Here is a 26,094-nt window from a genome sequence, read left to right as displayed (position 1 = left end):
ATTGTTGCTTTTTCTGTCATATGAGAAAATAACCGTAACTGAGGAGGGAGAGCATGAAAGATGCAACATATCTTGCGAATGGTTTAAGAACAAAGCAATTCAGCTTGGAAGAACTTTTTACAGAAACAAAGCGGAAAATCGAAAAGTTCAATCCAGAAATCAACGCATTTGTCACACTTGAAGCACTTGATTTCCAATCAAATGTAAAACGACCACAACTGGATAGTGATTCGCTACTAGCAGGAATACCATTTCCTTTAAAAATGCTAGGACAAGAAAAAAAAGGCTGGTTGGCAACTTCTGGTTCAAGGATTTTCGAAGAACACCGAGCATCCAAAAATTCAAATTATGTTCAGGCGGTAGAAAAAGCTGGCCTAGTTTCATTTGGTCAAACGAATGCACCTGAGTTTGGCTTTAAGAATATTACCGATCCACAATTATATGGCCCAGCACGAAATCCATGGAACTTGGCATACTCTCCAGGAGGATCAAGTGGCGGAGCTGCGGCGGCTGTTGCGGCTGGGATCGTTCCTATGGCAGGTGCCAGTGACGGGGGTGGTTCGATCCGTATTCCAGCCTCATTTTCTGGCTTGATCGGTTTGAAGCCATCAAGAGGAACAATGCCTGTTGGTCCAAATGCTTGGCGAGGCTGGCAAGGAGCGGCAATTGATTTCGGACTAACGATTTCCATGAGAGATACAAAAGCGTTGTTCCAAGCATTACAAGGAATCAATAGTGGGGCACCTTATCAAGTGACACCAGCCTTTTGGCAACAGCATCCAGTGAAGGAACGGTTGAAAATCGCTGTCTGTGTTGATTCACCAATCGGGTCGAAGGTAAGTGTAGATGCTCAAATTGCTGTTCAAAAAGCACTGCATTTTCTAGAACAATCAGGACATGAAACCGTTGAGATTCCTTATCCTTTAGATGGACGTACATTGATCAACTCGTATTATCAAATGAATGGTGCTGAAACGGCAGCAATGATCGAGTCGATCGAAAATGGGTTGCAGCGGAGGATAGAAAGCAACGAGCTAGAACCAATCTCATGGACATTATGGCAATACGGTAAAAAACTTACAGCAGCAGACTATGTGCATTCCTTGCACGTATGGGATCATGCAGCTGTCACGATGGAAAGCTTATTTGAGTCCTTTGATTTGTTCCTTTCGCCAACCACTGCGGATACTGCGCCTAAAATCACAGCTGACTTACAAAGTGACTTGATCCGTCAGCAGATGGCTGATGTCTCTCATTTATCGGCAGATGAAGGGTTGGCAGTCGTGTCAGCGATGTTTGAAGAGAGCTTGACGATCACTCCTTATACACAACTAGCGAACTTAACTGGGCAACCTGCAATAAGTCTACCTACACATGTCAGTGAACAAGGATTGCCACTAGGAATTCAGTTTATGGCTGCCAGAGGAAGAGAAGACTTACTCTTTCAGATTGGTGAATTATTTGAAAAACATGGTTTGTTTTATCTTCCGCCAGGAATCGAGCAAGCGTAAGAGATCAACAGAACAAATGAATCGTGCGATTTTTAATACGGAATAGCAAACAGGTAGAAGAATTTACCGTTAAGTCGATCGATCAATAAAAAACGAGTGCAATTGAAAAGACGAAAAATGTGATGTTTGAGCTGCATTTTTCGTCTTTTCTATGTTGCTTTTTTTATTGTTAGACAAGTAGCATACAAAAAAATAAAATGGTTGTTGGATTATCTTGGCTTTTCAGGTAGAATGAAAAGCGAAAGTATGTTCGGAGGTGAAGTGTATGAAAACTCCTTTAACGATCGAGCTGGAATCATCGTTGTATCATTATTGTATCGAACAGGGAGGGATCGTGGTCGAGGAAGTAACAATGCCTGAAGATCATGGAATCGTGGATACTTTAAGTTGTCTGATGAAATTTGACGGAACAAGAGAATGGCGCTGTTATGAATTGAAAGTCACAAAAGCTGATTTTCGCTCAACTGCTAAATTGTCCTTTGTCGGTCACTATAATTATTTTGTTTTACCAAAAAATTTATATGAAGAAGTCAAAAGTGAGATCCCACCAGAGATTGGTGTATTAGTCTATCGTTCGTATGCACTAGAAGAGGAAATGACTGTTCCTGGAACTTTTATTATTGCAAAAAAAGCAATGCGCCGTGAGTTAGGTGTAGCAGAAGAGGCATTGACAAATCGTTTTATGGCTTCATTGTTTAGAGAAGTCAGAAAGGCCAAACAAATGGAACGGGGAGTAAAATATTTCCCTTCAGATCAGCTGTACAAAGAATTAAAAAAACGCTCAGAAACACAAGATCCCTTCTCAAAAGAACGCTACTATGAAAGGTTTATTGATGAAATTGAAAGTCAAGCAATCCATGATCTGCAAGAAGAAAATCGTGCCTTGCGACAAGAACAGGACTGGTTGCGCCAGCAACGTCATATTCGACGTCTGCCAACTGAACCATTGGAGTGAATAATATATGTATTATCCTTATTTACGTGGCAAACAATTCGATCTACTTGCATTAAAGGAAAGTTTGAATCGTGGACTTTTATCCACTAAGATTCAGCCAATCATCGAGCCAGTACGTGATTCGGCGACGCTAAAAAATGTTGTCGAGTTGTTTCAAAAAAAGAATCATCCGCTGATTATCATAAAGAATCCGCAAGTGGGTCAGTTCAAACTGTTCGATCAACCGATTCACACATGGGTGACCAGTGAAGATAGCTCGTTAGCAGAGGCAGAGATCATTACGCCGAGCAATTATGAAAGAATGATTGAATCACCCCCGCCATTCATTATTTTTGATGGACAACATCAACCTAGAGAAAATGCGATTTGGCAAGCTTTGATCAAAACTAATGCGACATTTTTCATTCCTGATTCTAGTCGCTTACGCATGCAATTGCCTGAGAATAAAATCATTATCCGTGATCAATTTCAAACGAGACGGCATGTGGAAAATTATGCAGAAAAAAATGATGATTTTTTTAGCGATGATCATCTGTTCTTTCAAATGGATGGCTATCATGGGTTTTCCAATTTTACGATCGAAGGCAGTCGTTACTTCGATAAAGGATTTCCCAGTCGAGCGTTGGCCTTGCATATTACATACGTCGATGCTTATGGGAATATGCGAATCAAACACTTCGTTTCAGATACCAATGATTCCGCAAAAGATCAAGCATTGAAATTTATGGAAGCAGCCAATAAAATGTATGGTTGGTTGATGAGGAACCATCAACAAATTTATATCACGGAAGGATTACTTGAGCTTGTCAGCTTGTATCGCCAACAAAAATTCCCTGGTCTGGGAGTTTTGAAGAAATGGACATTGTTACATCATCTTGAATTAGTTAGTCAGCTCTTAGATCATCCGACAGACTGGTTACGCAGTGGTTCAAGAATAGACAAGCTATACAAATTGATCACAGATCAATAAAAGGAGCAGAGATATGTACCTTAGAAAAACTACATTAGATGATTTGCCGAGAGTGCTACAAATCATTGATCAAGCTGCAGCATACCTTGCTGAGCAAGGATTGCCTCAATGGCAAGGAGATCAAAAACCATCAAAAGAACGATTCATCGAAGACATTGAAAGGCAGGAAAGCTTCGTCTTGATTGACGAAGAAGACATCGTTGGCACTGCGGCGCTTGTTGCAGGCATTGATCCGGTCTATACAGCAATTGCCGGAAATTGGGAGGGGAGAGAGCCGTATCTTTCCATCCATCGAGTTGCTCTTGATCAAAACGTAAGAGGGAAAAGACTTGGAAAACAATTATTAGATCATTTATTGACCGTTGCCACATGTCAAGGAATCAAGGACGTTCGGATCGATACGTTTCCCACTAATCACCCAATGGAAAAAACGATATACTCGGCAGGTTTTCATTATTGTGGCATGATTGAATTTCCATTCCCACACGGAGAAAGAAAAGCCTATCAAAAATTATTGTGAAGTGCTCAAAACTAAAAGCAAGCCAACTGTTCAGCGATGATCCGCTGCATGGATGGCTTGCTTTAAATTTTCTGTTTCGATTTCTAACGTCTGATTATTTTCAAATGAGATCAAGGTAGGAATAAGTGTTAATTTTTCAAGTTCTTTTTGATCTTTTTCAAAGAGAGCGAGCCGTTGCCTGATTTTATCTGGTGAGTCTCCGCGAAGTACAAATCGTTCATACAACTTTTCTTTTGCTACTATGATGAAGACAGGGACGATACAACGACCAAATTGTTCATACAAGTGCCAAAAACCTGGGGCTGTAAGGACCGTGAAGCAGTCACCCTGTGCAAGCTTCGTTGAGATCTCTTGTTTACTTGAGCCATAATAGTGATCGGCGTACCGATCCCATTCGGCAAATTCCTGATGGACGATCATTTCTTCAAAGGTCTCTTGAGAAACAAAATGGTAATCAAGGTGATTTTTTTCATTTTTTCGTGGGGGCGGGTCGTATACGTAATGATCTTTTGTTGTGAAGAAAAAATTGCATGAGCTAGTGTCGTCTTTCCGGAACCAGAAGGCCCAATAAATACATAACATTTATTCATAGGTAATATTCCTTTCTATAGTGACATGATCAAAGACATGTTTATAACTAATATATACCGAAAAGTGGAAATCTGTCATTTAAAATAAAAAAACCTAACCAATTTAAACAGGTCATCTGTTCAAACCAGCCAAGTTCAGTATACTTAAGACGCTAGATAAAAGATAGCTTTACACCAGTATTCCGGTAACAATTGCGCTTAAAAAGCTGACTAATGAAGCGGTGAACAAAATTTTCAATCCATGTTTTGCTACAAGATTACCTTTTTCTTCATTCAACCCTTTCATTGCCCCTGAAATGATCCCAATTGAAGAGAAGTTCGCAAATGATACTAAGAAGACTGATAAGATAGCGGTGGTACGTTCTGTAAATTCAAAAGTCCCAGTCGATAATTCAGTCATTGCTACAAACTCATTTGTCACAAGTTTTGTTGCCATGATACTACCGGCATCAACCGCTTCTTTCCAAGGAATCCCACTGATAAATGCAAATGGCGCAAAAATATACCCTAAAATCTGTTGGAATGTAATCCCAAAAATCCCGCTGAACAAGGCATTGATCATAGCAATCAAAGCAACAAAACCGATCAACATTGCAGCCACTGTGATTGCGACATGGAAACCATCTAAAATATATTCGCCTAACATTTGGAAAAATGTTTGTTCTTTGTCTTCTTCAATCACTAATTCATCTTCTTTTTCGTCTAACTCATAAGGATTGACGATCGAGGCAAGAATATATCCACCAAAAAGATTCAAAACTAAAGCAGTGATCACGTATTTTGAATCAATCAATGCCATATAGGAACCAACGATGGACATCGAAACCGTGGACATTGCGGAAACACTCATCGAGAACAGACGCTTTTCGGTTAAGAAAGGCAGTTCCTTTTTGATGGAGATAAAAACTTCTGATTGACCTAAAATCGCTGAAGCAACACCATTATAAGATTCTAATTTTCCCATTCCGTTGATTTTACTCAATCCTAAACCGACTGCTTTCATAAATAAAGGAAGAATCTTGATGTAACGCAAAATCCCAATAATTGCAGAAATAAAGACGATTGGCATCAACACATTCAAGAAGAATGGGGCACTTCCAACGTTTGCTACACCCCCAAAGACGAAATTGACACCTTCACCGGCAAATGCCAATAAGTGATCAAATAGCTTGGCTAGCATCGCAACAACCGCTGTACCAAAAGTCGTACGCAGTAAAACAAACCCAAACGCAAATTGCAAAACGAGCATGATGATCAATGGTTTGCGTTTGATGGCTTTTCGATCGCTACTGATCAAAACCGCCAACCCAAAAATCAAAAGTAAACCTATTATTCCAATAAACTGACTCAAAAAAATCACTCCTTACCAAATTCCGTTTAATTCTACATGTTATTTTTAAAGAATACGAATCTTTTGAGAGAAATTTCATGAGATTTTTAGACTAAAGCGTATACATGTAAGAGAACGGAAAGATAGGTGTCTTTTAATGAATAGAAGTCACTTTGGGAAACCTAAATTGTTGATTTATCTAGCAGTTGTGGCATATACGTATATTACTTGGTAGATGAAGGTAGATGAATATTATCAGGACTTGTTAGACGAGCAACAACTTTACTTTATTTATTTTTAAAACAGGAAAGTCTGACACAGAAGCTGCTTCTCCAAAAAACAAAGGGTACCCACAAAAATTTGAGCAATTTTCATGGATACCACCTTATTTATCGAGGTAACTTCTATTTTTCTATTTTAGCCATCATCGAAGAATTATTTATTGATAATACAAGTTTTCTGAAGGGTAAACAGGCGCACTAGTGATGTCGATACCTAATTGTTTCAGGTTTTGTTCATCATTCTTATTGATCATCACAGTTGAATGTGCTTGCGCACCTTCAAGTTCTGCTAATTTTTCATAAGCAACTTGTGCGATTGGATTAGTCACTGCACTGATTGATAAAGCAATCAACACCTCATTGAGATTGAGTGTATCGATCGAAGAGTGCAATGCCTTGCTTTTAAGTCCTTGGATCGTTTCCAAGACAAGAGGCGATAACAACGGAATGTCATCAGAGATATGGGCGAGATATTTGATCGCATTCAAGACAACAGCAGCCGAAGCATCCATTAATTGACTTGTCCGACCTGTAAGGATCACTTGATCAGGAAGTTCGATCGCGATCACTGCCATCGGTTCAGTACTTGCCGCTTGACTAGTTTTTGCATACTCATGAGCAGGGGTCACGACTTTACGGTCTTCTGGACGTAAACCGACTTCCTCCATGATCAATTTGATACGATTGACGGCATCTTCATCTGTCAAACCTTTTTTAAAGTCACAAGCCGTTTGGAAATAGCGTCTGATGATCTCTTGTTTCGAGGCTTCCTGTACGACTTCATCATCCGTGATACCGAAGCCTACGCGGTTGACGCCCATATCAGTAGGAGACTGGTAGACCGATTCCTTACCAGTGATTTTTTCGATGATCCGTTTAATGACTGGGAAAGTCTCTACATCACGATTGTAGTTGACTGCCACCTTATTATAGGCATCAAAATGAAAAGAATCGATCATATTGACATCTTTCAAATCGACTGTTGCTGCTTCATAAGCAATGTTCAAGGGATGTTTCAATGGAACATTCCAAACAGGGAAAGTCTCAAATTTAGAGTAACCTGCTGCATTGCCTTTTTGGCTCTCGTGATACAGTTGGTTCAAGCAGGTAGCTAATTTCCCACTACCTGGACCAGGAGCTGTCACGACAACGATTGGTTTCGTTGTTTCGATGTATTCGTTCTTGCCGAAACCATCCTCTGAAACGATTTTTTCGACATTGATCGGATAATCCTCGATTTCAGCGTGTTTATAGACTTTGATATTCCGACGCTCCAATTTATTGATAAATACTTTAGTTGCTGGTTGTCCGTTATACCGGGTGATCACTACACTATTGATCGATAATCCATATCCTCGTAATTCATCGATCAAGCGCAAGATATCCATATCATATGTGATCCCATAATCACCACGAATCTTATTCCGCTCGATGTCACCAGCATACACACAAATCAAAATCTCCGCTTGGTCACGCAACTTTTGCAATAATTTGATTTTAGCATCTTCTTCAAATCCTGGTAAGACACGTTTGGCATGCTTATCATCGACTAATTTCCCACCAAATTCCAGATACAACTTATCATAATGATGAACGCGTTCAAGGATATACGCAGATTGCTCTTCGATATACTTTTCTGAGTCAAAACCTATTTTTTTCACTTGTTTCCCTCCTTAGCTACTCTCGCATTTTTTCATTTTTTGAAGGTTTCGTCAACTATCAATTAAGTATATAAAGAAATTTCAAAGAAAAAACAAAAGAAACATGCTTGTCTCAGAAGGCATTCATTGGTATGATAGGTTTGATAAGGAAGGTGTCCTATGAAAAAAAGACAAAAAAAGAAAAACGCGTACAAACAGTATATACGCTCAATTTTTACAGGATATGAGCATATGCTAGAAGATAGTGAACTAAATGAATTAAAGTTCTCTTACTTAAATGAAGAAACATTACTTACACGAGATGAAAACCAACGCATCCATTTTACAACAAGAGATTTACCCAAAAAATAAAGCTAAGAGCGGGGAATCGCTGACCCGCTCTTTTATGTTCTCTAACTTTCAATTAATACAAGTAAAAGTAATTTTTGTTCTAAGTCAGCGCATACTTAGTAACACTTTTTTCTTAGAAAATGATACTATTGGATTACATAGAATAATTGATGGAAAATTGATGCGTTCAAAAGCAAGAGGAGGCCAGTAAGATGATAGACCCACAGACGAACGAACATTATGATGAAAACGAACAAGAGGAAGCATCTTCGTTTTACGATATCAAAGAAAAAGCAAGTATGAATCTTTCACAATTATTAGAAGATCTGCAAGCTTTTGAACAAGCTGTCCGCGAGGAGAATATTCCCGCAATCTATCAGTTATACAATGGACGCTTGAACGATGAGCTTAAAAAAAGCTCAAATGAAAATCATGAGATCGATCAGCTGTTGATGCGGAAGATCCATGACCGTTTCTTGCAAGAATTTCCCTTTATGAAACATACAGAGACCATCTCTCCGACGATGAGTTATTACCAGATCGGCACCTATTTTCATGAACGAGCAACGATTGGGATCGATGCCAGCTTACCTGAAATCTTTGTATTACCGCAAATCGATGAAGAATGGGAGAACTATGCGACGCAACAAACCCATGATTTTGATAAAAAAATCAATGAGTTAGAGGCAAAAGTGATCACTGCAAAAACAGAGATCGAGCGTTTAGAAGAGGCCATCAAAGAGATCAATCAGCAAATCACTGACTTAGATGATACGAAAGGTTTCTTGAATCGTAAAAAAATAGACGAAGAAATCCAAGCGTTAGAACAAAAGAAACAAGCACTTGAAAATGAAAAATTAGGTTGGTTGCCTTATATCGAAGAACCAGAAAAAATCCAAAAACAAAAGCAAACCTTATTACATGAAGAAAAAGCGGACCAGCTACGCGCTGCGATCGTTGAAAAAGAACAACGTCAAATAAAAAAATATTTTGGTGACATGGAAGGTTTCAGACAGTCGATCCATCGTTTCTTGATGTCGTACCTTGGCAGTGAAAACCCTGAAATAGTAGAAGAGGGAGGAGACGAGTGATGACAAAACAAGAAGATTTAGACCTACAAGAAGTAACAGCTGAAAATCATGAAACGACTGACCCAGTAGAAGAAGCATCCAGCATCGACAAAGAGTTGACGAATGAAGTAGAAGAAATTCGCGAAGAAGCCAAAATCCACGAAAAAGAAAAAGTCGTCCCAAACTCGACGAATCAAACAGATAATGAACGTTCAACGATCGAGCAAGCGGTCAATGAAAACCAAGCATATCTTTCTGGTAAACAAAATGATCACGAAGACATCGTTGACTTGATTGCAGCCGCAGAAGAAGAGTTGGCCGATTTACGATTACGTAAATATTTGATCGAAGCGGATTTCAATGAGTTATTGGTCGCATATCATCGCTATGTGTTAGAAGATACACCGATTTCTGCCATTGCTAAGACAAGTTTGATCGAATACTTTGCCTACGAGATATTAAAACCATTGAATGATATTGGCTTGGAGTTATCCAAACAAGCATATGATGTATGGGAAACAAGATATTTTTCAATCAATTATAGTTTGACCCCACAAAAAGAATTGTTGTTCTCCTTTGTGTTACCAACGATCGACCAACGATACCAAGTAGAATCCATCAATTTGATGCGAGTATCCCCAGAACAAATGACGATCGAGATCGATGATGACCGAGTGTTAGCATTGATTCGTCATTGGTCTGTTGAACGCGTGTTTTCGGCTAGTCAGATCACGATTTTCAATCACAAGTTGAATCAATTATTTGCTTATGCACGTAAATTAGGTTTTACGGTGGATCAAACCTTGTTGGACAATACGAAGCCACTAAGATTAGATATTTCAAGTAAGTTTCCAGCTACGCAAGAAGTATTAGATGATATTTTTATTGTCACAATGAAAAATCCGCAGTATGATATGGAAAAATTGGATGACACGACTTATAAGGTGTTGCTGGATAAAGGTCAGTCGCTCCAAATTTCTCTTAAAGACACAACACAGACAGATCTAGCGATTTCTTCTGGTGACTATCATCGTTCAGTGATCGATTTCTTTATCAATTATGAATTTTTAGTACCTTTGATGGTCCGCAAAAATTGATGAAAAAGAGCAATCATGCCTTATATGCTTCAGAATGATCCATTCAGATGATCGATGAAAAAAGAGCCAAGGAATCGGGTTTCTCCTTGGCTTTTTTTATACTTAGGAGGAGTAAAATGAAAAGGATAGTAACCAGTTTACTCATTGTCTGTTCGATGTTGCTTTTCTTTACCGGTTGTACAAATCAAAAGACAAAAAAAGCTGACCCAAAACCGTCATCCATGGTGACGAATGAAACAGCAACTATCACCTTGCAAGAAGATGGGGTTGATACCTTAGTAAAAAAAGTGACGTTCCATACAGGAGAAAATTTACTGGACGTGTTGGAACAAAACTTTAGTGTGGAAGAAGACAAAGGATTTATCACCTCGATCAATGGTCAGATCCAAAATACCGAAGAGAAAAAATATTGGATGTTCAGTGTGGATGGTAAAAATACAAAAGTAGGCGCAAAAGAAACTATATTAAAAAATAATCAAACCGTCATCTTTAATTTAGATACTCTTTGATGTTGTTAAGAATGAAGGGAAGAAAAAGCAATGGAGAATTTGAAGAAGAGCGGAATGTTTTCTGTATTGGCAGCGTTAGGTGCCAACCTCTTAGTTGCGTTTAGTAAATTTGTCGGTTATGCCATCAGTGGCAGTGCCGCTATGTTGAATGAAAGTATCCATAGTATCGTTGACTGTAGCAATCAAGTATTACTACTAGTCGGTGACAAACGTGCGAATCGTGGTCAAAGCGAATTACATCAATTTGGCGAAGGACGAGCAAAGTATTTTTTCAGTACGATTGTTGCCATGATGTTGTTTTTTGGTGGGGGCGCGCTAGGTGTGATGGAAGCTTTTGAAAAACTTACCCATCCCGCCCACGAAGTTGGTAATCCTTGGATCGTCATCCTGATTCTATTATTTGGTCTAGCTGTAGAAGGGAGTTCATTACGAATCGCGATGAAAGAAATCCGCGAATTGAACACTGAAAACCTTTCAATCATGCGCTTTTTACGCGAAAGTCGCCACAGTGAGATCCTCGTGATCTTCACCGAAGATCTCTGTGCTGTAATTGGTCTTGTTCTTGCTTTAGTCGGCACCGGATTGACTATGGTGACAGGGATTGCAGCTTTTGATGCCATCAGTGGACTATTGATCGGCTTTCTATTGATGGGTGCTGCTATCTTTCTGGCAAAAGAATTTTATAGTTTGATTATTGGCGAGAGCGTGACTACAACAGATTTGAAAAAGATCAAATTTGCTTTTGAGCGAAATGAAGTGAATCGCGTCATTGATATCAAAACTGTGCATTTAAGTCCGACAGAGATTTTAGTTGCGGCAAAAATCGATCTATTTGAGAGTAAAGAATATCAAGTACACATGATCATCAATGATATTGAACGGACGATCCGTGAACAATTAAAGGATAAAAAAATCTATATTTACATTGAAACAGATAAATATGATCCAAATTATTCGCAAATAAAGAAAACACAAGAAAATATGATAGAGAACGTCGAGAAATAATTTAGAAACTAGTGTTATTTTTTACTTATAAAAAAGTTTGATGTCAAAAAAATAATTCGTTTATTTATAGTGTAAAATCATCTGAAAGGTAGGAGGAAAATGAATTTCATCTTATCTTTTTCGATGATTTTTATTTTTTTTAATCGTTCTCCTTTGAAAATGAGAAAAATATCATGTTGTTTAACGATAAAACGGCTACATTTTTATTTATTTATGTTACAATTAGTCCGCTATTTATTTGTTGTAAATTGAAGGAGATATCGTTAATGAATAAACAGAAACGGGCGCCTTGGCAGGATTCGCTACATGCTTCGTTGCCACTTTGCCTTAGTTATATCCCAGTTGGGTTAGCTTGCGGAGTATTACTGCAGCAAGTTGGCTTTGATCCACTCTTAGCTGGTCTATTATCTATCTTAGTATTTTCTGGTGGCGCACAATTCTTAGTTGCCTCTATGTTAGCCACACAAGCGCCATTTTCAACTACACTTTTGATGGTTTTTTTCTTAGAACTACGGTATATTTTGCTAGGGTCGAGTCTTTCAGGCTTTATGAAGAAAGAAAAGCGATTCTTTTTAGCTGTGTTCTCTCAATCATTGAATGACGAAAATTATGCCGTCAACTATTTGAAGTATTCTACTGATCCCACTTGGGACAAGCGAAAAGCTTTATATGTCAATTGGTTTTCAATGGGGGCTTGGGCGATTAGCAACATGGTCGGAAATATTTTTGGATCAGTGATCCGAGTGGATACGGATTTGGTGCATTTTGCCTTAACTGCTATGTTTATTTTTATGTTCATCATGCAAATGAAAAATGCTTTACTCATCTTCACAGGGATCTTTTCTGGGATACTCAGTGTCATATTCATGGTACTTTTCCAAAACACTTTCGGTTTGATCGTTGCAACATTGATTGCTTCTTCAGCAGGTTTTGTATTAGAAAGAGCCTTCAAGAAGGAAAAAGAAAAGAAATCCAGCAAAGAGACCCAACCTTTGAATGAGCCATTGTTCCATTTCCCAGAACAGGAGGTGCAACATCATGACTGAGTGGTACTTGTTGTTATTGGTGATCAGCTTATTTGTCGTTGCCTACATTCCACGAGTTTTTCCTATGCTTTATTTTACACATCGAAAAGTGCCTAAATGGTTTAGCGAATGGATGAAATATGTACCAGTTGCTTTGTTTGCAGCGTTGGCCTTCAAAGATGTTTTTATCACGCATGAACATTTAGATATTGCGTGGAACATCAAAATCGTTGCGATGCTATTTGTCGCAGGTGTTGCTTATAAAACCCGCTCAATGGCTTTGTCTGTCATTACAGGACTTGCTTCTTTGTTTTTATTATCAATGTTATAGAATTTCTTAAGCTTCTCCAAAAAATTGGGAAGCTTATTTTTTTGTTTTCCTCAACGAGTTGTCCTCCAAGTTTTTTTTGTTATAATAGGGAAGATGTTTATTCTAATAGAGATAGATGAGGTTGACATATGAATAAGAAATTGATGCAAGGGACATTTTGGCTTACCTTTGCCAATCTACTTTGTAAAGTTTTAGGTGTCGTTTATTTGATTCCTTGGTTAAGTATGATGGGGAACAATCAAGATGGCATGTTAGCAACTACCCTTTATAATGTGGGCTATTTACCATATGGCCTTTTCCTGATGTTAGGTACAGTCGGGTTTCCAAATGCGATAGCAAAAAAAGTGGCGGTGGCGACGAAAAAAGGGGATGAACAAGCTTGTCGGGTCATTTTTCGCAGTACGATCAATATCATGTTCGTTATCGGGATCATATCTGCCTTATTGATGTATTTGTTTGCTCCCGCTTTGGCAAAAATCAGTCCGATCTCGAATGTCGATAACGGTATTTTGGCGATTCGTAGTCTCTGTCCTTCCTTAGTAGCGATCCCAGTATTAAGTGCGATGCGAGGTTACTTCCAAGGGAAAAATCATCTTCGCCCTTACGGTACTTCCTTGATCATTGAACAGGTAGTCCGTGTAATCGTGATCTTAGCTGGTACGTATTATTTGCGTGTGTTGACAGATGGCACGATTGTGCAAGCGGTATTGATCAGTACTGTTGCTTCTTTCTTCGGTGGACTAGCAGCTATTGGTCATATGTTTGTTATTGGACGGCAAAACGATTATTTCCGTTTAAAAGATTTCTGGATCTCAAGTCGCTATTTCCAAAAAGACAATCGTTCTGCGTCTGTTTCGATCATTCGAGAAACCTTACCGTTCATCTATGTTGGTTCGGTGATCACGATTGTACAAATGATCGATCAGGTGACGATGAAACCATTCTTACATTTGTTCAGACCAGAAATTGCAGACCAGCAACTCGAATTTTTGTTTAGTCGTGCATCAGTCAATCCGAACAAATTGACACTGATCTTGATTTCAATGGTCGGAACGGTCGCAATCAGTAGTCTGCCGATCCTGAGTACATTAGGAAAAAAAGACCGACTACAGATTGAAAAAACAGTCGGGGACAGCTTCTCGATTGCTTTATTGATCCTTTTGCCTTCGTTAGCAGGGATGTCCTTATTAGCAGGACCATTATACACCTTGTTTTTTGGCTATGATCCAGAGAGTGTCGGGTACTTCCAAATGGCGCTTCTAGCCTCCTTGTTCTTCTCGTTGTTTACGATTTTATCGACGATGCTCCAATCATTGAATCATCATTTGGTTGCGATCAAACTGACAACAGAAGCCATTATTTTAAAAGTCGTATTCCAAGCGATTGGGTTAGCTTTATTTGGCGGATACGGAATGAGTTTATCTAATACAGTGGCTTTTGCTTTTGTGTTTGTTCGTGGATATCTTTATTTATCAAAAGAATACCGCATCTCGCCATTCGCAAAGATCAGTCATTTCTTCTTGAAGACGTTTCGTTCGACAATGGCCATGTTGCTTCTGTGCTGCATTCTTTTCTTCGTTTTGAGTCTTTCCCTATCCATGACATCAAAAACGCATGCAGTCATTTATTGTGTGGTGATTGGCGGTGTCGGTGGCTTGACGTTTGCCTTTGCCCAGTTTGGTAGAAACGCCATGCAGATGGTCAAGAATTTCAGACGATAAGGGGATGCTTTGGCAAGCACCAGTGGTTCTATAGCTAACTAAGAGTGCAAGCTAATTTCGGATAATAAGTCAGGACTTGAGAAAAATTTTCTAGTCCTGGCTTTTATTCATTCTAATAAATAATGAAAGTGATAAAAACCTTAGATTTTAATAAAAAACATGGGTTGCTTTTTCTATAATCTGGACAAAGGTTCAAATCTTTTCTTACTTATGATATAGTATTAAGGACTGGTAAAATTCTTTGAAACGAGGAACTTAAATAAATGAAATTAGCAATCGTAACTGACAGTACAGCTTTCCTGCCAACACGTATCAAAAACCATCCTGATTTATATGTGATTCCTATTCCTGTGATCTTGGATGGAAAAATTTATAACGAAGGCATTGACATCGAAGCAGACGAATATTACGGACTATTGAAAAACAGTAAAGATTTTCCAACAACTTCCCAACCTGCTGTAGGTGAAGTTTTGGCACTATATGAAGAACTGAAAACCAAAGGCTATGATACGATCTTAAGCATACACTTATCAAGTGGGATTTCTGGATTCGTCAATACATTATTCGCGATGAAAGACGACGTCAAAGAGATGACGATTATTCCTTATGATTCGAAAATCACCAGTATGCCAATGGGGCATATGGTCGAATCTGCTTTAGACTTGAATGATAAAGGTTATTCACTTGAAGCCATTTTAGCTCACATCGATCGAATTAGAGACAATACATACGCCTATTTGATCGTTGATGACTTGAACAACTTAGTCCGCGGAGGTCGCTTGACTAATGGGGCTGCGCTGATCGGGGGACTATTGAAAATCAAACCGATCCTTACTTTTTCAGAAGGTAAGATCATCTTATTCGAGAAGATCCGTTCAAGTAAAAAAGCTTTTGCCCGTGCAGAGCAAATCATTGGCAAACGAAATGAAGAAATTAAGCCACCAGTAAAATTATATGTGATCCATGCAAACAATTTAGAAGTTGCCGAAGAAGAAAAAGCAAAACTTCAAAAACAATACCCACAAGCAGAAATCGAGATCGGCCATTTTGGTCCAGTGATCGGTAGTCACTTGGGTGAAAAAGCGATCGGTATTGCGATCTCTGCACAATAAATAGGGCAGAAAGCAAAAACACAAAGAAAAGAAACAGTTTGAGCAATGACTTGCTTGGACTGTTTTTTTGCATTTCTACCCTAATTAATTTATACTATCTTTAATTATCTAGTAATTTACTAAATCACTAAATTACTAAAAAGGAGTAGAGAAGGATGGAAATACCAACAAATTTGAAACATAAACCAGTGATCGTCGTTGAAGATTATGATAAAGTTGATGGCAGAAATGCCTTGCATACAGATGCAAAAGGACTGTCTTTAGGATTAGCTCAGTGGAATGATCGAGGCAAAGTCGATATCTCAGGAAAAGTGTGGCGTCATACAGGTGAAAAGTGGTCACGTCAATCGGAAGAATTACCGATCACTCGTATCCTTGACTTAGCGATCTTAGTGGCGCAAGGAAGTGTATACTTCCAAGATGCTTACCGCCATGAAAAATTTTACGACCCTGAAAATCCTGTCGTTGATATCATCGGTTTGCAAGGAAACCGGATGACGGTGGAAGTGGACACGAAAAACCCTAAAATCGATGAAGATATCATGTTATACTACGATGCTTTACAAAAAGATGGCGAATTACTTGGTGAACGTTTTCGTATCTTGAAACGTCTATTAGATGATCTAGGGTATTAATGTTATAAGGAAGTGTTTAATCATGGAAAACTTTTCACTCACCGATCAACGAACGTTTACGCCGATCGAAAAACAAATGATCTGGAAAAAACCGACAAGTCATCAAACAAGTGCTGAAGAGCTGCGTATTGCAACTGAAATCAAAGCAAACTGGCTAGATCCGGAAATGAAAATCAGCAATGTGCTATTGGAAGGAGATGCAGGTTCTGGGAAAACGCAATTAGCCAAAGCATTATCCTGTGATCTGCAGTTACCTTATACGAAAGTAACATGCTTTGCTGATATGGATAAATCAGATGTCTTTGGTGCGTTACTACCTGTCATTGATTCAGACCAAGAAGAGGATCAAGAGTTATTGACCGCTATTTATCAAACGGATACATTATCTGCGGTATTGACGTTGATCGAACAATATTACTCCGTCGATCAACAAACAGCCAAACAGAAATTAGCCGATCTCGTGCAACGAATCGAAAACAACGAAGAAAGTACGATCCACTACAAATACTATCCGTCAGAAATCGTTCGTGCGATCGAAAAGGGTTATCTTTTAGAAATCCAAGAACCAACGGTGATACGTGATGCTTCGGTTCTTGTTGCCTTGAACTCTGCCTTAGAAACGAACGGTTTGTTGAACTTACCTACTGGTGTGATCAAACGCCACCCTGATTGTATCATCATCATTACAACCAATCGCAACTACCAAGGAAACCGACCGTTGAATGAATCGCTTCGAGATCGTATGCAACATGCTGAGAAAATGGACCTGCCAGAGCTTTCAGTCATGGTGGAACGCGCTATCAGCAAGACACAAGTCAAAGAGCCGACACTTTTGTTGAAAATGGCAGAAGTGATCCGTTTGTTAGATGAAACTGCCAAAGCAAATGCTATCAAAGGTGTGGCAGGTATGCGTTCTTATTTTTATTGGGTCAATACAATGAAACAAAATCAAGACATTTTCGTATCGCTCTATCCTAAAGTCTTATATAAACTGACGACTGATCCAGATGAATTACACATTTTGACGACTGCACTAACTGATAGTGGGCTTTTAGATGAACTCAGAGAATTGCTTCGACAAAAGAAATGGGGGGACTTATCAGACGAATCCCCACGAACCAAAGGACGGACAATTCGTGCAGAAGAAGCGATAGAACGTCAAATCGATCAGTTGGCAGAAGAAACAACATCCCTTGCTGAACAACCCTCAGAAAAAGAGGAAGTGTTACCAGAAGAGCAGACAAAGGAAGCAGCGGCGAAAGAAGAAACCCCGATAGACACGTTACCTTTATCGGAAGAGCGGAGCCAGGAAGTCGAAGGACGAAGTCAACAACAAAACCAAGCAGATGATGAATCCCAAGAGATGTCAGCTTCAGATATGGAAGCCTTAGACAAGCAACTCAAGCGTGAACTCAATAAAGAAGCGCGGCAGCTGATGAAAGGTACGATCCATGAAAAAGAAGGAATGATCGTTCATCGCCCTAAGTTTGCTGTCATAAATCCTGAAGTAGCGACTATCCGACAAGAAATCGATCCGATCGTGGATTCATTGAGTCGGCAAATCCTTGATCTTTTGGAAAATGAACAAAGCGAAACTTATCAAAAAGGAAAGTACGAAGGCCAACGTTTTAATGCTAGTCGAGTAGCTTATGGTGATTTACGGCAATTTGATAAAAAAAATCCCCCTCACGAACAACCTTCTTTGGCAGTGGCTTTACGAATCGATGAATCTGGTTCGATGGTTCGTGAAGACCGCATGTTAGCTGCAAAAAAAGCTGCATTTGCTATTTCCGCATTTGCTAAAAAAGTACGTATTCCTTTATTGATCTACGGGGATACAGCAGATGTTTCGACAAGAGAAAAGACATCTGTCTTTTCGTACAAAGAATTTTCAGATTCATTTGAGTGGTTGGAACAGAAATTAGTGACTATGAAGCCAAGACAAAATAATCGTGATGGTGCAGTGTTGCGTCTGATCGCTGGAAAGCTGACAGAACAACCTGCGACAACCAAACTGATCGTCAACATCAGTGATGGCCAACCAAAAGCGTTACCTGATTATACAGGCGCTAAAGCAAAAAAAGATATCCAAGAAGTCTTGACCGAATATGAACGCCAAGGTATCGTCTTTATTTCTGCGGCAATTGGACAAGATAAGGAAGAAATCAAAGAAATCTATGGCGCAAGTCGCTTCGTCGATATTACCGATTTATCGACATTTCCTAAACAATTGATCCAATTGATTTCTCGTTATTTATAAATATTAAGCGAATATCAAAGATGATGCGTCACTCATGGTCTTTGATGTTCGCTTTTTTGAGTTCTTTCATTTATGATAAGCACTACTCCAACTGATGTAAGCATGAAAAAAGTTAACGGTAACAAATATGTAACCGCTTGAAATTGAGCTATAATAAAGAAAAAAGGGGGATAAGCATGAAGCAGTCAGAAAAGTGGTGGAAAGAAGCAGTTGGGTATCAAATCTACCCAGCGAGCTTTAAAGATAGCGACAACGACGGTATCGGTGATATCAACGGCATTCGCGAAAAACTTAGCTATTTGAAAGAGTTAGGGATCGACTTTATTTGGATCAACCCTATTTATCAGTCACCATTTGTCGATAACGGCTATGATATCAGCGATTATCAAGCAATCCTTGAGAAGTTTGGTACAATGGATGAGTTTGATGCCTTATTAGCTGAAGCCCATCAGATGGGGATAAAGATCATCATGGATCTCGTCATCAATCATAGTTCTGATCAGCATGAATGGTTTATTGAATCTCGCCAGTCAGTCGATAACCCTTACCGTGATTACTACATTTGGGTCGATGGCACACCTGATCAAGCCCCAAATGAATGGCAGTCGATCTTTGGCGGTTCAGCTTGGCAATACGATGAACAAACTGGTCAATACTACTTACACATTTTTGCAAAAGAACAACCTGACTTGAACTGGGAAAGTGACAAGTTAAAAGCTGAACTCTTCACGATGATCCGCTGGTGGTTAGATAAAGGGATCGATGGTTTCCGCTTAGATGCCATTTCTCATGTAAAAAAAGATGAATACTCTGTCAAGGCAACTGAGAACCCATTTTCTCCTTTTCAAAATGTCTCCGGTATTGAAGATCATTTGACAGAATTAAAAAATGTCTTTGATGAATACGATATTATGACGGTAGGAGAAGCAAGTGGGGTATCTGCAAACGAAGGACCTGAGTGGGTAGGCGAAAATGGCTATTTTGATATGATTTTTGAGTTTGACCATATTTCGATCTGGAAACATGAAAAAGACGGTGATCTAGATGTATTGAGTTTGAAACAATCATTGAGCGCTTGGCAACGAGCACTGGATGGTAAAGGTTGGAATGCTCTTTATATGGAAAACCATGACGTGCCAAGATGTGTGTCTGTCTTTGGAGATACGTCTCCTGCGTATTGGCAAGTTTCTGCAAAAGCAATCGCCATGATGTATTTCTTTTTACAAGGTACGCCATTTATTTATCAAGGACAAGAAATCGGTATGACGAATCTACCATTTTCCTCTATTGATGAGATCGATGCAGTGGATTCGAAAAGACTCTATCAACAATTGCTTGATGAAGGACGTTCTGAAGAAGAAGCATTGGATATCGTAGCCAATACCACAAGAGATAATAGTCGTACACCGATGCAATGGGATGATCATTCGTATGCTGGTTTTTCTAAGGTTGCCCCTTGGTTACTGGTCAATCCGAATTATCAAATGATCAACGTCGCTGATCAAACCAATGACCCAGAATCGATTTTATCTTTTTACAAAAAAATGATTACCCTACGTCGAGAAAACAAAGGGTTGATTTATGGTAGTTTCAATGAATATCTTCCTGAAAATGAACAGCTCTTTGTATACGAACGAGTCCTAGATGAAGAACGTTATCTGATCATCGTCAACTTGACTGATGAAGCAGCGACTTATACCTTACCAACGGAAATCGAAACAAATTGGGAAGTATTATTGGAAAATCAACCTGGTCAAGAATTTCAATCAAGTGGTACATTCGCTCCTTATGAAGCGCGCCTTTATCGAAAAATTTAGCTCACATGAAAAAACTACGAACGTAAGAAAGGGAACAATTCTCTTATTCGTTCGTAGTTTTTTCTTATTCGTATTGCGCGCGAGGTCCGCCAATGTATTTAGGGCGAGACCGTAAAGCAGTGACATGCGCATGACCTAATGTGTTAGAACGAGGACGTACAGGCACTTGAACATGTTTGATGTGCATCCCGATCGCAGTATCACCGATGTCGATTCCTGCTTGAGCAACGACATGTTCCACTTCGACAGGATCGCTGAATTGTTCAAATGCTGCAACTGAGCAGGCACCTCCTGCATGGAGTGCCGGAATGACAGAGACGATCTCAAATTGTTTCTTTTCCGCTACTGGACGTTCGACGACTAATGCTCGATTAAGGTGTTCGCAGCCTTGGACTGCTAACGAAATGTCCAGAGGGTCTAATTGTTCTTTCAATGTTTCGATGACCCATTGTCCGATTTCTGCATTTGAGTTTTTACCAATATGTCCACCAACAATTTCACTGGTACTGCATCCTACAATGAATAGATCGCCTGCTTTAAGATTGGCTTCATTGAGAACGTCCGAAACCATTTCAGATAATTGCTGTTTGAAACTGTCTTTTGATACTTCCATTTTCAATTCATCCTTTTTACTTATTTTTTACCGTTGATTGTTGCAGAGGTAAACGCATCAATGCCTTTGTAAGTGGGATCGCCACCACGATACCGACAATGTTTTGGACTAAATTACTTGGTAGCGATGCGACACCGACTGGCCAGTCATAAAGCAACCAACTGGCAAAGAAGTAGCCAGCAACCATGATGATCGTTCCAAGTGATAAACCAAAGCCCCAACGCACAGAACCTTTACCCGCAAAATAGCCAGCAACCAGTCCTTGTAAGCCATGGATCAATAAAGAGAAAATCGCCCATTGGGGATAGCCGGATAATAAATCAATAAACAAACCACTTCCTGCACCAACAATCAATCCACCCATCGGCCCGAACAGAGCAGCTGCCGTATAAATGCCAACTTCACATAAGGTGACAAATCCGTTGGTTCCAGGTATTGGAATCAAGATGACCAAAGAAACGCCCACAGTTAAAGCCGTCAGCATGGCATAAATCGCAATTTTTTTAGTATTCATTCGTTATTTCCACTCCTTTTCCTTTCGACCAAACACTTCCTGTTTGATCATTCATCATGACACCATTCAAGATACAGTCATAAACAAAATCCTTACTCCGGGCAACAGCATCCGCCAAAGGATAATCTAAGACCAGATTTGCGGCAATCGCGGAAGCAAATGTACATCCTGCACCGTTGACAGTCTGTTCGTCTAACTTTTCCCGTCTAAATGAGATTGTTTCATTTCCGTTGAATAAAACATCCAATGCTTTGTTACCGATAATCCCAGTACCACCTTTGATCACTACGTTCCTAGCACCTAGTGAATGGATATATTTTGCACAATCGGTCATTTGGAGAAAAGTTTGAACGGGTTGGCCATAAAGCAGGGAGGCTTCTTTCAAATTCGGGGTCAATACATCCGCAAAAGGAAATAACTCCTGTATCATTTTTTGCATATAAGCTTGATTCAAGGTATTTGCTGTTTCCTTAAAGGCAAACACAGGATCGATCACAATGGGAACATCCTCAAAATATGTAAGGAAATCCTTCACAACGTCAATGGCTTCCAATGAATGTAATAAGCCAATTTTTATGCCATCTAAATCTGTCATACGTCGAATCGAATCTAGCTGCTTGGCTAACCATTCAGGCGGGATCGTCTCTAATATAAACGAACCATCTGAGTCAAGCATTCCGATACAGGTCAATGCACTCATCCCAAAAATATGATGGTTTTCAAATGTCTTTAAATCGGACTGTATGCCGCCACCAGCAAACGGATCAGATCCTCCAATCGTTACTATTTTTTTCACTTTTATCCCTCCACAAAAAGAGTATACCTTGTTCGAATAAAAAGAAAAACAGCCAATTGGCAGATTATCAAGTCAGCCACTTTATATAAAAAAAAGAAAAGAAATCTATATACAAAAAAACAAGCACTTTCCTAACTACAGGAAAAGTACTTGTCTGGACTATTGGAGGAGATAATTATTGATTTGCTTCTTTAAATTCCTTTTCAATTTGTAACCGTTGGACTTTCATGGTTGCTGTTCTTGGAATATCTTCGTAAGCACGAATGATCGGTGTGTTCAAACGTGGCAATTCATGGACTTGGTTCCACCAACGATCCCAATCCATCTCTTGATTCGGCGCTAAAGCAATGATTGGTTGTGGTGAATTATCTTTATCACGAACGATGACGACTTCAGCTAAAAATTCCAATGAATCCAACAAATAATCTTCGATCGCTAATGTACTATTGATCGTATCGATCAAGTCAACTTGACGATCTTTCAGATGTAGATGGCCATTTTCATCGATACAACCATAATCGCCGCTATCCCACCAAACACCATACACATTTTCTTGAAATCGAGCATCTTCTTTATAATAAGTCAATGCACGGCCTTTTGATAACAAGTGGATGTGACCATCTGTGTTCGCCGGTAGTTCATTGCCTTCTTCATCAGTGATCCTTGCTTTGGTCAAGTCACCTAACCCGACACCCATATCACGTGCGTCACTTGTTTTTAAGCTCTCCAAAGTATGAGCTTTCAAAATCATCGGTCCACATTCACTTTGTCCGTAGACTTGCAAAAAGATTGCTTCTTTTGTTGCTGACGTTTGAAGGAATACTTCCATTGTCTGATTGTTGATGGCATCAAATGTAGAGTGGTAGTAGCGAATACCTGAAAAAGCTTCTGGATGCTCTCTAGCAGTGAAACTCCACTGAACAAAGTTATTTGGATGTGTCTCTAAAGCAATTGGCGGATTCTCTAATAACAGTTTTACCACATGTTCACCTTGAGGATCTGCGATTGGCATCATCGGAAAGCCCATTGCCATAAGAGAAGAGATGCCGATGTTGAATCGTGAATGAACCGGCGAAATATGAAAAGCGACTAATTTCTTCTCGGTGATCTTAGTAAATACCATTTTTTGCCACTTTGTCCGCCAGCCCATTGAATGTGCAGAGTGGCAAATCAATTTAGGAATGCCGGTCGTGCCTGAAGTGTGAGTCATATAAGAGATTTCATCATTATCTAATTTCTTTTGTGCCACAGGAGTTGCGGGTTGTTTGAGCAAATCAGCGACAGCCAATTGTTTGCTCTTCGTGCCGTTAGTGATACCTGCAACGCGTTCACTTGTAAATTCGTCAAATAAGATAAAAGGATCTTCCAAACGATCAACAAATACTTCTAAAGTACTTGTTGGTAAATGGTAGGAAGGCATGACAGGAATTGCACCTAGATAAGAGGCAGCAACGGCCATCAAGTAGGTATCAAAAGCAGAGCTTTTGTAGATCATGATCTTGTCACCAAGTGTCACACCTAAACTAGCCAGTTGGTAGGCACGTGTTACTACTAATTCATGACATTCGCTGTAAGTGCTTTTAAAACCAAGCTCCGGAAAAGCCACTAATATCTGATCAAAAATCATTGGGACATCAGGTGTGCGTTCAGCAGCTTCTTGAAAATTCGTATAAAGATTAAGTGGGGTATAGTCGATTGTTTCCATCTTTCACGCTCCATAAATAAATTTGTTAATAAATGTACAAAGTCTTAAAATATGATAGCATATCCACAATCTAAATAACAGAAAAACCTAAATGTAAAGTTATCTTTTGGATTGAGAGGGCAGATTGGATGAAAAATGCACAATATCCATATGAGGTGACGTAAGGTTTTTTTGAGAAAATGCTTGACCACTCGCTTTTTATAAAGGATTTATCAATCATTTTTTTGTTTTTTTCAAAAAAATGTACTTATAATCAGTTATTTTTTTAATAAGATAAACGAAAATAATAGATATACTATTTGAATTAATCAGCTGTATTGAAAAGGAATGAAAAAATGTAAATCGAAGAACATCGTAAAGCAGTCGGTACATTTGAGAATAAGCGCAATAAAAATTCTGATCAAAATGCTAAGCAAGAATCAGTCAATGTAAAATGAACAGTTACGATAACCTTATTTCAAGAAAGAAGACAAAAGCAACTTGATCGTTTTTAAAAACTTTAAGTGAGGATACTTGTCAGTTAATAAATTCTTCAACAAGAAATAGATCGCATAGAAAGTGAAGAAACAGAGCGATGTAGCGAACTTTCTATGCGATGATTTCATAGATCATTGAACGATTCAACGATAGGAGAAGTCACGCATTTTCTCGTAAATTTCTTCAAATGAGTGTGGACGTACATAGCGATTGCCACAGAGATAATTCACTGCATCTTTGTCGCCTAAGTATAATTCAGTATAGTAACGGAAAGTTTTCCGACACAATTCCGGTGAAACGTTTTTGTACACCGTGATCCGATCAAGGATTTGGCGAATCGTGCGAGGCGAGATTTGTTCATCGTGTGAAGAGCGGAAAACATAGGATTCTCCAGATGCACCATTTTTATGTTGGTTGGCATAATTCGCAAGTATCGGAAGGGCTTCATTTGGAATAGGTACTCGCTCCAAACGATTCGCTTTCCGATCTACAACCAGAATCTGTTTCTTCATATCTATATTTTTCCATTTTAATTCAACGACTTCATGGATTTTCAAGCCACAATAGAGGAGAACAGCCACGATTGCCAGATTTCTTGCACGATTTTTTTGTTCAAAAAGTGCTTCCCGTGGAGAATTAAAACCTTTTTCAGGAACGAAAAGCGAGTCAAAATTACTTAATAAAGAAGCGTCGATGTAACGGGGAGCGGCAGAGGTAGTTTCTGGTAAACTATCCCCTAATAAGGAAATCTCTTTTTCAACAAGGCCTTTTTCATACAAAAAGCGTAGAAAATGATTCAAAGCATATTGCTTACGAGAGATCCCGTAGTAACCATTTTTGAATTGCTGTTGTGTTTCTTGTGCAGCAGCTGTATGAAAAGCTCGCGTGTGAAGGTAAACTTCACTTAAAAAATTAAGATAGACTTGTTTTTCCAATTGGATGATCAACTGATCATTTATTTCTTGTTTATGCGTTTTTCGTAAGTAATCTGTAAATAAATGGAAATCTTTTGCATATTCATAGCGACTGGCTAATGATAATTTTTTTGAGTTCGCCTGCAAAAATTCATTGAAGATCGGTGGTAACTGGAGCATTCGTTGTTTCAACTTTTCTTGTATCTGTTTTCTTGTTTTGACATCCATGCAAAAAACCTCCATTTCGTATCTAAAGTCATGGGAACAGGAACTAGTGTATTTCTGGAAAGATTGCTTCTGCCTCCCAAAATGTATTAGCCTGATAGGGGAGCGATGAAGGGCAAC

Annotated in this window: 23 protein-coding genes and 1 pseudogene; 16 read left to right on the top strand and 8 right to left on the bottom strand. The window is 39.1% G+C overall.

Translation table 11 applies throughout. The features are described from left to right. The first annotated feature begins 53 nt into the window (after positions 1-53). The 4 genes from HZ311_RS00235 to HZ311_RS00220 all read left to right on the top strand — a co-directional run bounded on the left by HZ311_RS00235 (position 54) and on the right by HZ311_RS00220 (position 3,956). A complete protein-coding gene (locus tag HZ311_RS00235; RefSeq protein WP_023519686.1) occupies positions 54-1,511 on the top strand; it encodes an amidase in 1,458 nt (485 codons plus the stop codon). Between the two features lie 265 nt (positions 1,512-1,776). Next, complete coding sequence (locus HZ311_RS00230; protein ID WP_023519685.1) at positions 1,777-2,466, top strand: hypothetical protein; 690 nt, start codon at positions 1,777-1,779, stop codon at positions 2,464-2,466. A gap of 7 nt (positions 2,467-2,473) precedes the next feature. After that, entirely contained in the window at positions 2,474-3,436 is a 963-nt protein-coding gene (locus HZ311_RS00225) for a sce7725 family protein (RefSeq protein WP_137072460.1), read from the top strand. Between the two features lie 13 nt (positions 3,437-3,449). After that, positions 3,450-3,956, top strand: a complete 507-nt coding sequence (locus HZ311_RS00220) for a GNAT family N-acetyltransferase (protein WP_010735433.1) — start codon at positions 3,450-3,452, stop codon at positions 3,954-3,956. Positions 3,957-3,986: 30 nt separating this feature from the next. Here the strand turns inward: HZ311_RS00220 and HZ311_RS00215 are convergent. The 3 genes and pseudogenes from HZ311_RS00215 to HZ311_RS00205 all read right to left on the bottom strand — a co-directional run bounded on the left by HZ311_RS00215 (position 3,987) and on the right by HZ311_RS00205 (position 7,818). Continuing rightward, a pseudogene (locus HZ311_RS00215) lies at positions 3,987-4,546 on the bottom strand (guanylate kinase). Positions 4,547-4,715: 169 nt separating this feature from the next. After that, a complete protein-coding gene (locus HZ311_RS00210; protein ID WP_023519682.1) occupies positions 4,716-5,897 on the bottom strand; it encodes a NupC/NupG family nucleoside CNT transporter in 1,182 nt (393 codons plus the stop codon). Between the two features lie 418 nt (positions 5,898-6,315). Further along, complete coding sequence (locus HZ311_RS00205) at positions 6,316-7,818, bottom strand: DUF1846 domain-containing protein (protein ID WP_010735436.1); 1,503 nt, start codon at positions 7,816-7,818, stop codon at positions 6,316-6,318. A gap of 159 nt (positions 7,819-7,977) precedes the next feature. Between HZ311_RS00205 and HZ311_RS00200 the strand changes: the two genes are divergently transcribed. The 12 genes from HZ311_RS00200 to HZ311_RS00145 all read left to right on the top strand — a co-directional run bounded on the left by HZ311_RS00200 (position 7,978) and on the right by HZ311_RS00145 (position 20,730). Continuing rightward, positions 7,978-8,169, top strand: a complete 192-nt coding sequence (locus HZ311_RS00200; protein WP_010735437.1) for a hypothetical protein — start codon at positions 7,978-7,980, stop codon at positions 8,167-8,169. 191 nt (positions 8,170-8,360) lie between these two features. Continuing rightward, a complete protein-coding gene (locus HZ311_RS00195) occupies positions 8,361-9,239 on the top strand; it encodes a hypothetical protein (protein WP_023519680.1) in 879 nt (292 codons plus the stop codon). Continuing rightward, positions 9,239-10,315, top strand: coding sequence for a hypothetical protein (locus tag HZ311_RS00190; protein WP_137072457.1), 1,077 nt, complete (start codon positions 9,239-9,241; stop codon positions 10,313-10,315). The genes HZ311_RS00195 and HZ311_RS00190 overlap by 1 nt, the downstream gene beginning before the upstream one ends. A gap of 116 nt (positions 10,316-10,431) precedes the next feature. Further along, positions 10,432-10,824, top strand: coding sequence for a DUF4430 domain-containing protein (locus tag HZ311_RS00185; protein WP_178946386.1), 393 nt, complete (start codon positions 10,432-10,434; stop codon positions 10,822-10,824). 30 nt (positions 10,825-10,854) lie between these two features. Continuing rightward, a complete protein-coding gene (locus tag HZ311_RS00180) occupies positions 10,855-11,829 on the top strand; it encodes a cation diffusion facilitator family transporter (RefSeq protein WP_023519677.1) in 975 nt (324 codons plus the stop codon). Between the two features lie 266 nt (positions 11,830-12,095). Then, a complete protein-coding gene (locus tag HZ311_RS00175) occupies positions 12,096-12,875 on the top strand; it encodes an AzlC family ABC transporter permease (RefSeq protein WP_010735444.1) in 780 nt (259 codons plus the stop codon). Continuing rightward, positions 12,868-13,185 carry an AzlD domain-containing protein gene (locus HZ311_RS00170; protein WP_010735445.1) on the top strand — a complete coding sequence of 106 codons (318 nt, stop codon included), beginning with the start codon at positions 12,868-12,870 and terminating at the stop codon, positions 13,183-13,185. Before HZ311_RS00175 ends, HZ311_RS00170 begins: the two co-directional genes overlap by 8 nt. Positions 13,186-13,313: 128 nt before the next feature. Continuing rightward, on the top strand, positions 13,314-14,906 hold the full coding sequence (locus HZ311_RS00165) for a polysaccharide biosynthesis protein (RefSeq protein ID WP_010735446.1): 1,593 nt from the start codon (positions 13,314-13,316) through the stop codon (positions 14,904-14,906). 263 nt (positions 14,907-15,169) lie between these two features. Beyond that, positions 15,170-16,018 (top strand): DegV family protein, encoded by an 849-nt coding sequence (locus HZ311_RS00160; RefSeq protein WP_010735447.1) that lies wholly within the window; start codon positions 15,170-15,172, stop codon positions 16,016-16,018. Positions 16,019-16,173: 155 nt separating this feature from the next. Continuing rightward, on the top strand, positions 16,174-16,653 hold the full coding sequence (locus HZ311_RS00155; protein WP_010735448.1) for a DUF6530 family protein: 480 nt from the start codon (positions 16,174-16,176) through the stop codon (positions 16,651-16,653). A 22-nt stretch (positions 16,654-16,675) separates the two neighbouring features. Continuing rightward, positions 16,676-18,913 (top strand): AAA family ATPase, encoded by a 2,238-nt coding sequence (locus HZ311_RS00150; RefSeq protein ID WP_137072455.1) that lies wholly within the window; start codon positions 16,676-16,678, stop codon positions 18,911-18,913. Between the two features lie 176 nt (positions 18,914-19,089). Further along, positions 19,090-20,730 (top strand): glycoside hydrolase family 13 protein, encoded by a 1,641-nt coding sequence (locus HZ311_RS00145; RefSeq protein WP_010735450.1) that lies wholly within the window; start codon positions 19,090-19,092, stop codon positions 20,728-20,730. Positions 20,731-20,794: 64 nt separating this feature from the next. Here the strand turns inward: HZ311_RS00145 and HZ311_RS00140 are convergent, their stop codons facing one another. The 5 genes from HZ311_RS00140 to HZ311_RS00120 all read right to left on the bottom strand — a co-directional run bounded on the left by HZ311_RS00140 (position 20,795) and on the right by HZ311_RS00120 (position 25,977). Continuing rightward, on the bottom strand, positions 20,795-21,343 hold the full coding sequence (locus HZ311_RS00140; RefSeq protein WP_023519673.1) for a TIGR01440 family protein: 549 nt from the start codon (positions 21,341-21,343) through the stop codon (positions 20,795-20,797). A gap of 16 nt (positions 21,344-21,359) precedes the next feature. Further along, positions 21,360-21,857 (bottom strand): ECF transporter S component, encoded by a 498-nt coding sequence (locus tag HZ311_RS00135; protein WP_010735452.1) that lies wholly within the window; start codon positions 21,855-21,857, stop codon positions 21,360-21,362. Continuing rightward, positions 21,847-22,653 (bottom strand): bifunctional hydroxymethylpyrimidine kinase/phosphomethylpyrimidine kinase, encoded by an 807-nt coding sequence (locus HZ311_RS00130; RefSeq protein WP_023519672.1) that lies wholly within the window; start codon positions 22,651-22,653, stop codon positions 21,847-21,849. Before HZ311_RS00130 ends, HZ311_RS00135 begins: the two co-directional genes overlap by 11 nt. Before the next feature lie 175 nt (positions 22,654-22,828). Further along, positions 22,829-24,358 (bottom strand): AMP-binding protein, encoded by a 1,530-nt coding sequence (locus HZ311_RS00125; protein WP_137072451.1) that lies wholly within the window; start codon positions 24,356-24,358, stop codon positions 22,829-22,831. A 620-nt stretch (positions 24,359-24,978) separates the two neighbouring features. Further along, the gene (locus tag HZ311_RS00120; RefSeq protein ID WP_023519670.1) at positions 24,979-25,977 is read right to left on the bottom strand and encodes a tyrosine-type recombinase/integrase; all 999 of its coding nucleotides are present in this window, start codon (positions 25,975-25,977) and stop codon (positions 24,979-24,981) included. Between the last annotated feature and the right edge of the window lie 117 nt (positions 25,978-26,094).

Source organism: Enterococcus mundtii, from assembly GCF_013394305.1.
Lineage (GTDB): Bacteria > Bacillota > Bacilli > Lactobacillales > Enterococcaceae > Enterococcus_B > Enterococcus_B pernyi.
This window is presented reverse-complemented; position numbering and strand designations above follow the sequence as displayed.

What these genes read in the sequence shown, in the direction of transcription:
- HZ311_RS00235 (WP_023519686.1), top strand. Translation starts at nt 54, where the DNA reads ATGAAAGATGCAACATATCTTGCGAATGGTTTAAGAACAAAGCAATTC.
- HZ311_RS00230 (WP_023519685.1), top strand. Translation starts at nt 1,777, where the DNA reads ATGAAAACTCCTTTAACGATCGAGCTGGAATCATCGTTGTATCATTAT.
- HZ311_RS00225 (WP_137072460.1), top strand. Translation starts at nt 2,474, where the DNA reads ATGTATTATCCTTATTTACGTGGCAAACAATTCGATCTACTTGCATTA.
- HZ311_RS00220 (WP_010735433.1), top strand. Translation starts at nt 3,450, where the DNA reads ATGTACCTTAGAAAAACTACATTAGATGATTTGCCGAGAGTGCTACAA.
- HZ311_RS00200 (WP_010735437.1), top strand. Translation starts at nt 7,978, where the DNA reads ATGAAAAAAAGACAAAAAAAGAAAAACGCGTACAAACAGTATATACGC.
- HZ311_RS00195 (WP_023519680.1), top strand. Translation starts at nt 8,361, where the DNA reads ATGATAGACCCACAGACGAACGAACATTATGATGAAAACGAACAAGAG.
- HZ311_RS00190 (WP_137072457.1), top strand. Translation starts at nt 9,239, where the DNA reads ATGACAAAACAAGAAGATTTAGACCTACAAGAAGTAACAGCTGAAAAT.
- HZ311_RS00185 (WP_178946386.1), top strand. Translation starts at nt 10,432, where the DNA reads ATGAAAAGGATAGTAACCAGTTTACTCATTGTCTGTTCGATGTTGCTT.
- HZ311_RS00180 (WP_023519677.1), top strand. Translation starts at nt 10,855, where the DNA reads ATGGAGAATTTGAAGAAGAGCGGAATGTTTTCTGTATTGGCAGCGTTA.
- HZ311_RS00175 (WP_010735444.1), top strand. Translation starts at nt 12,096, where the DNA reads ATGAATAAACAGAAACGGGCGCCTTGGCAGGATTCGCTACATGCTTCG.
- HZ311_RS00170 (WP_010735445.1), top strand. Translation starts at nt 12,868, where the DNA reads ATGACTGAGTGGTACTTGTTGTTATTGGTGATCAGCTTATTTGTCGTT.
- HZ311_RS00165 (WP_010735446.1), top strand. Translation starts at nt 13,314, where the DNA reads ATGAATAAGAAATTGATGCAAGGGACATTTTGGCTTACCTTTGCCAAT.
- HZ311_RS00160 (WP_010735447.1), top strand. Translation starts at nt 15,170, where the DNA reads ATGAAATTAGCAATCGTAACTGACAGTACAGCTTTCCTGCCAACACGT.
- HZ311_RS00155 (WP_010735448.1), top strand. Translation starts at nt 16,174, where the DNA reads ATGGAAATACCAACAAATTTGAAACATAAACCAGTGATCGTCGTTGAA.
- HZ311_RS00150 (WP_137072455.1), top strand. Translation starts at nt 16,676, where the DNA reads ATGGAAAACTTTTCACTCACCGATCAACGAACGTTTACGCCGATCGAA.
- HZ311_RS00145 (WP_010735450.1), top strand. Translation starts at nt 19,090, where the DNA reads ATGAAGCAGTCAGAAAAGTGGTGGAAAGAAGCAGTTGGGTATCAAATC.
- HZ311_RS00140 (WP_023519673.1), bottom strand. Translation starts at nt 21,343, where the DNA reads ATGGAAGTATCAAAAGACAGTTTCAAACAGCAATTATCTGAAATGGTT.
- HZ311_RS00135 (WP_010735452.1), bottom strand. Translation starts at nt 21,857, where the DNA reads ATGAATACTAAAAAAATTGCGATTTATGCCATGCTGACGGCTTTAACT.
- HZ311_RS00125 (WP_137072451.1), bottom strand. Translation starts at nt 24,358, where the DNA reads ATGGAAACAATCGACTATACCCCACTTAATCTTTATACGAATTTTCAA.
- HZ311_RS00120 (WP_023519670.1), bottom strand. Translation starts at nt 25,977, where the DNA reads ATGGATGTCAAAACAAGAAAACAGATACAAGAAAAGTTGAAACAACGA.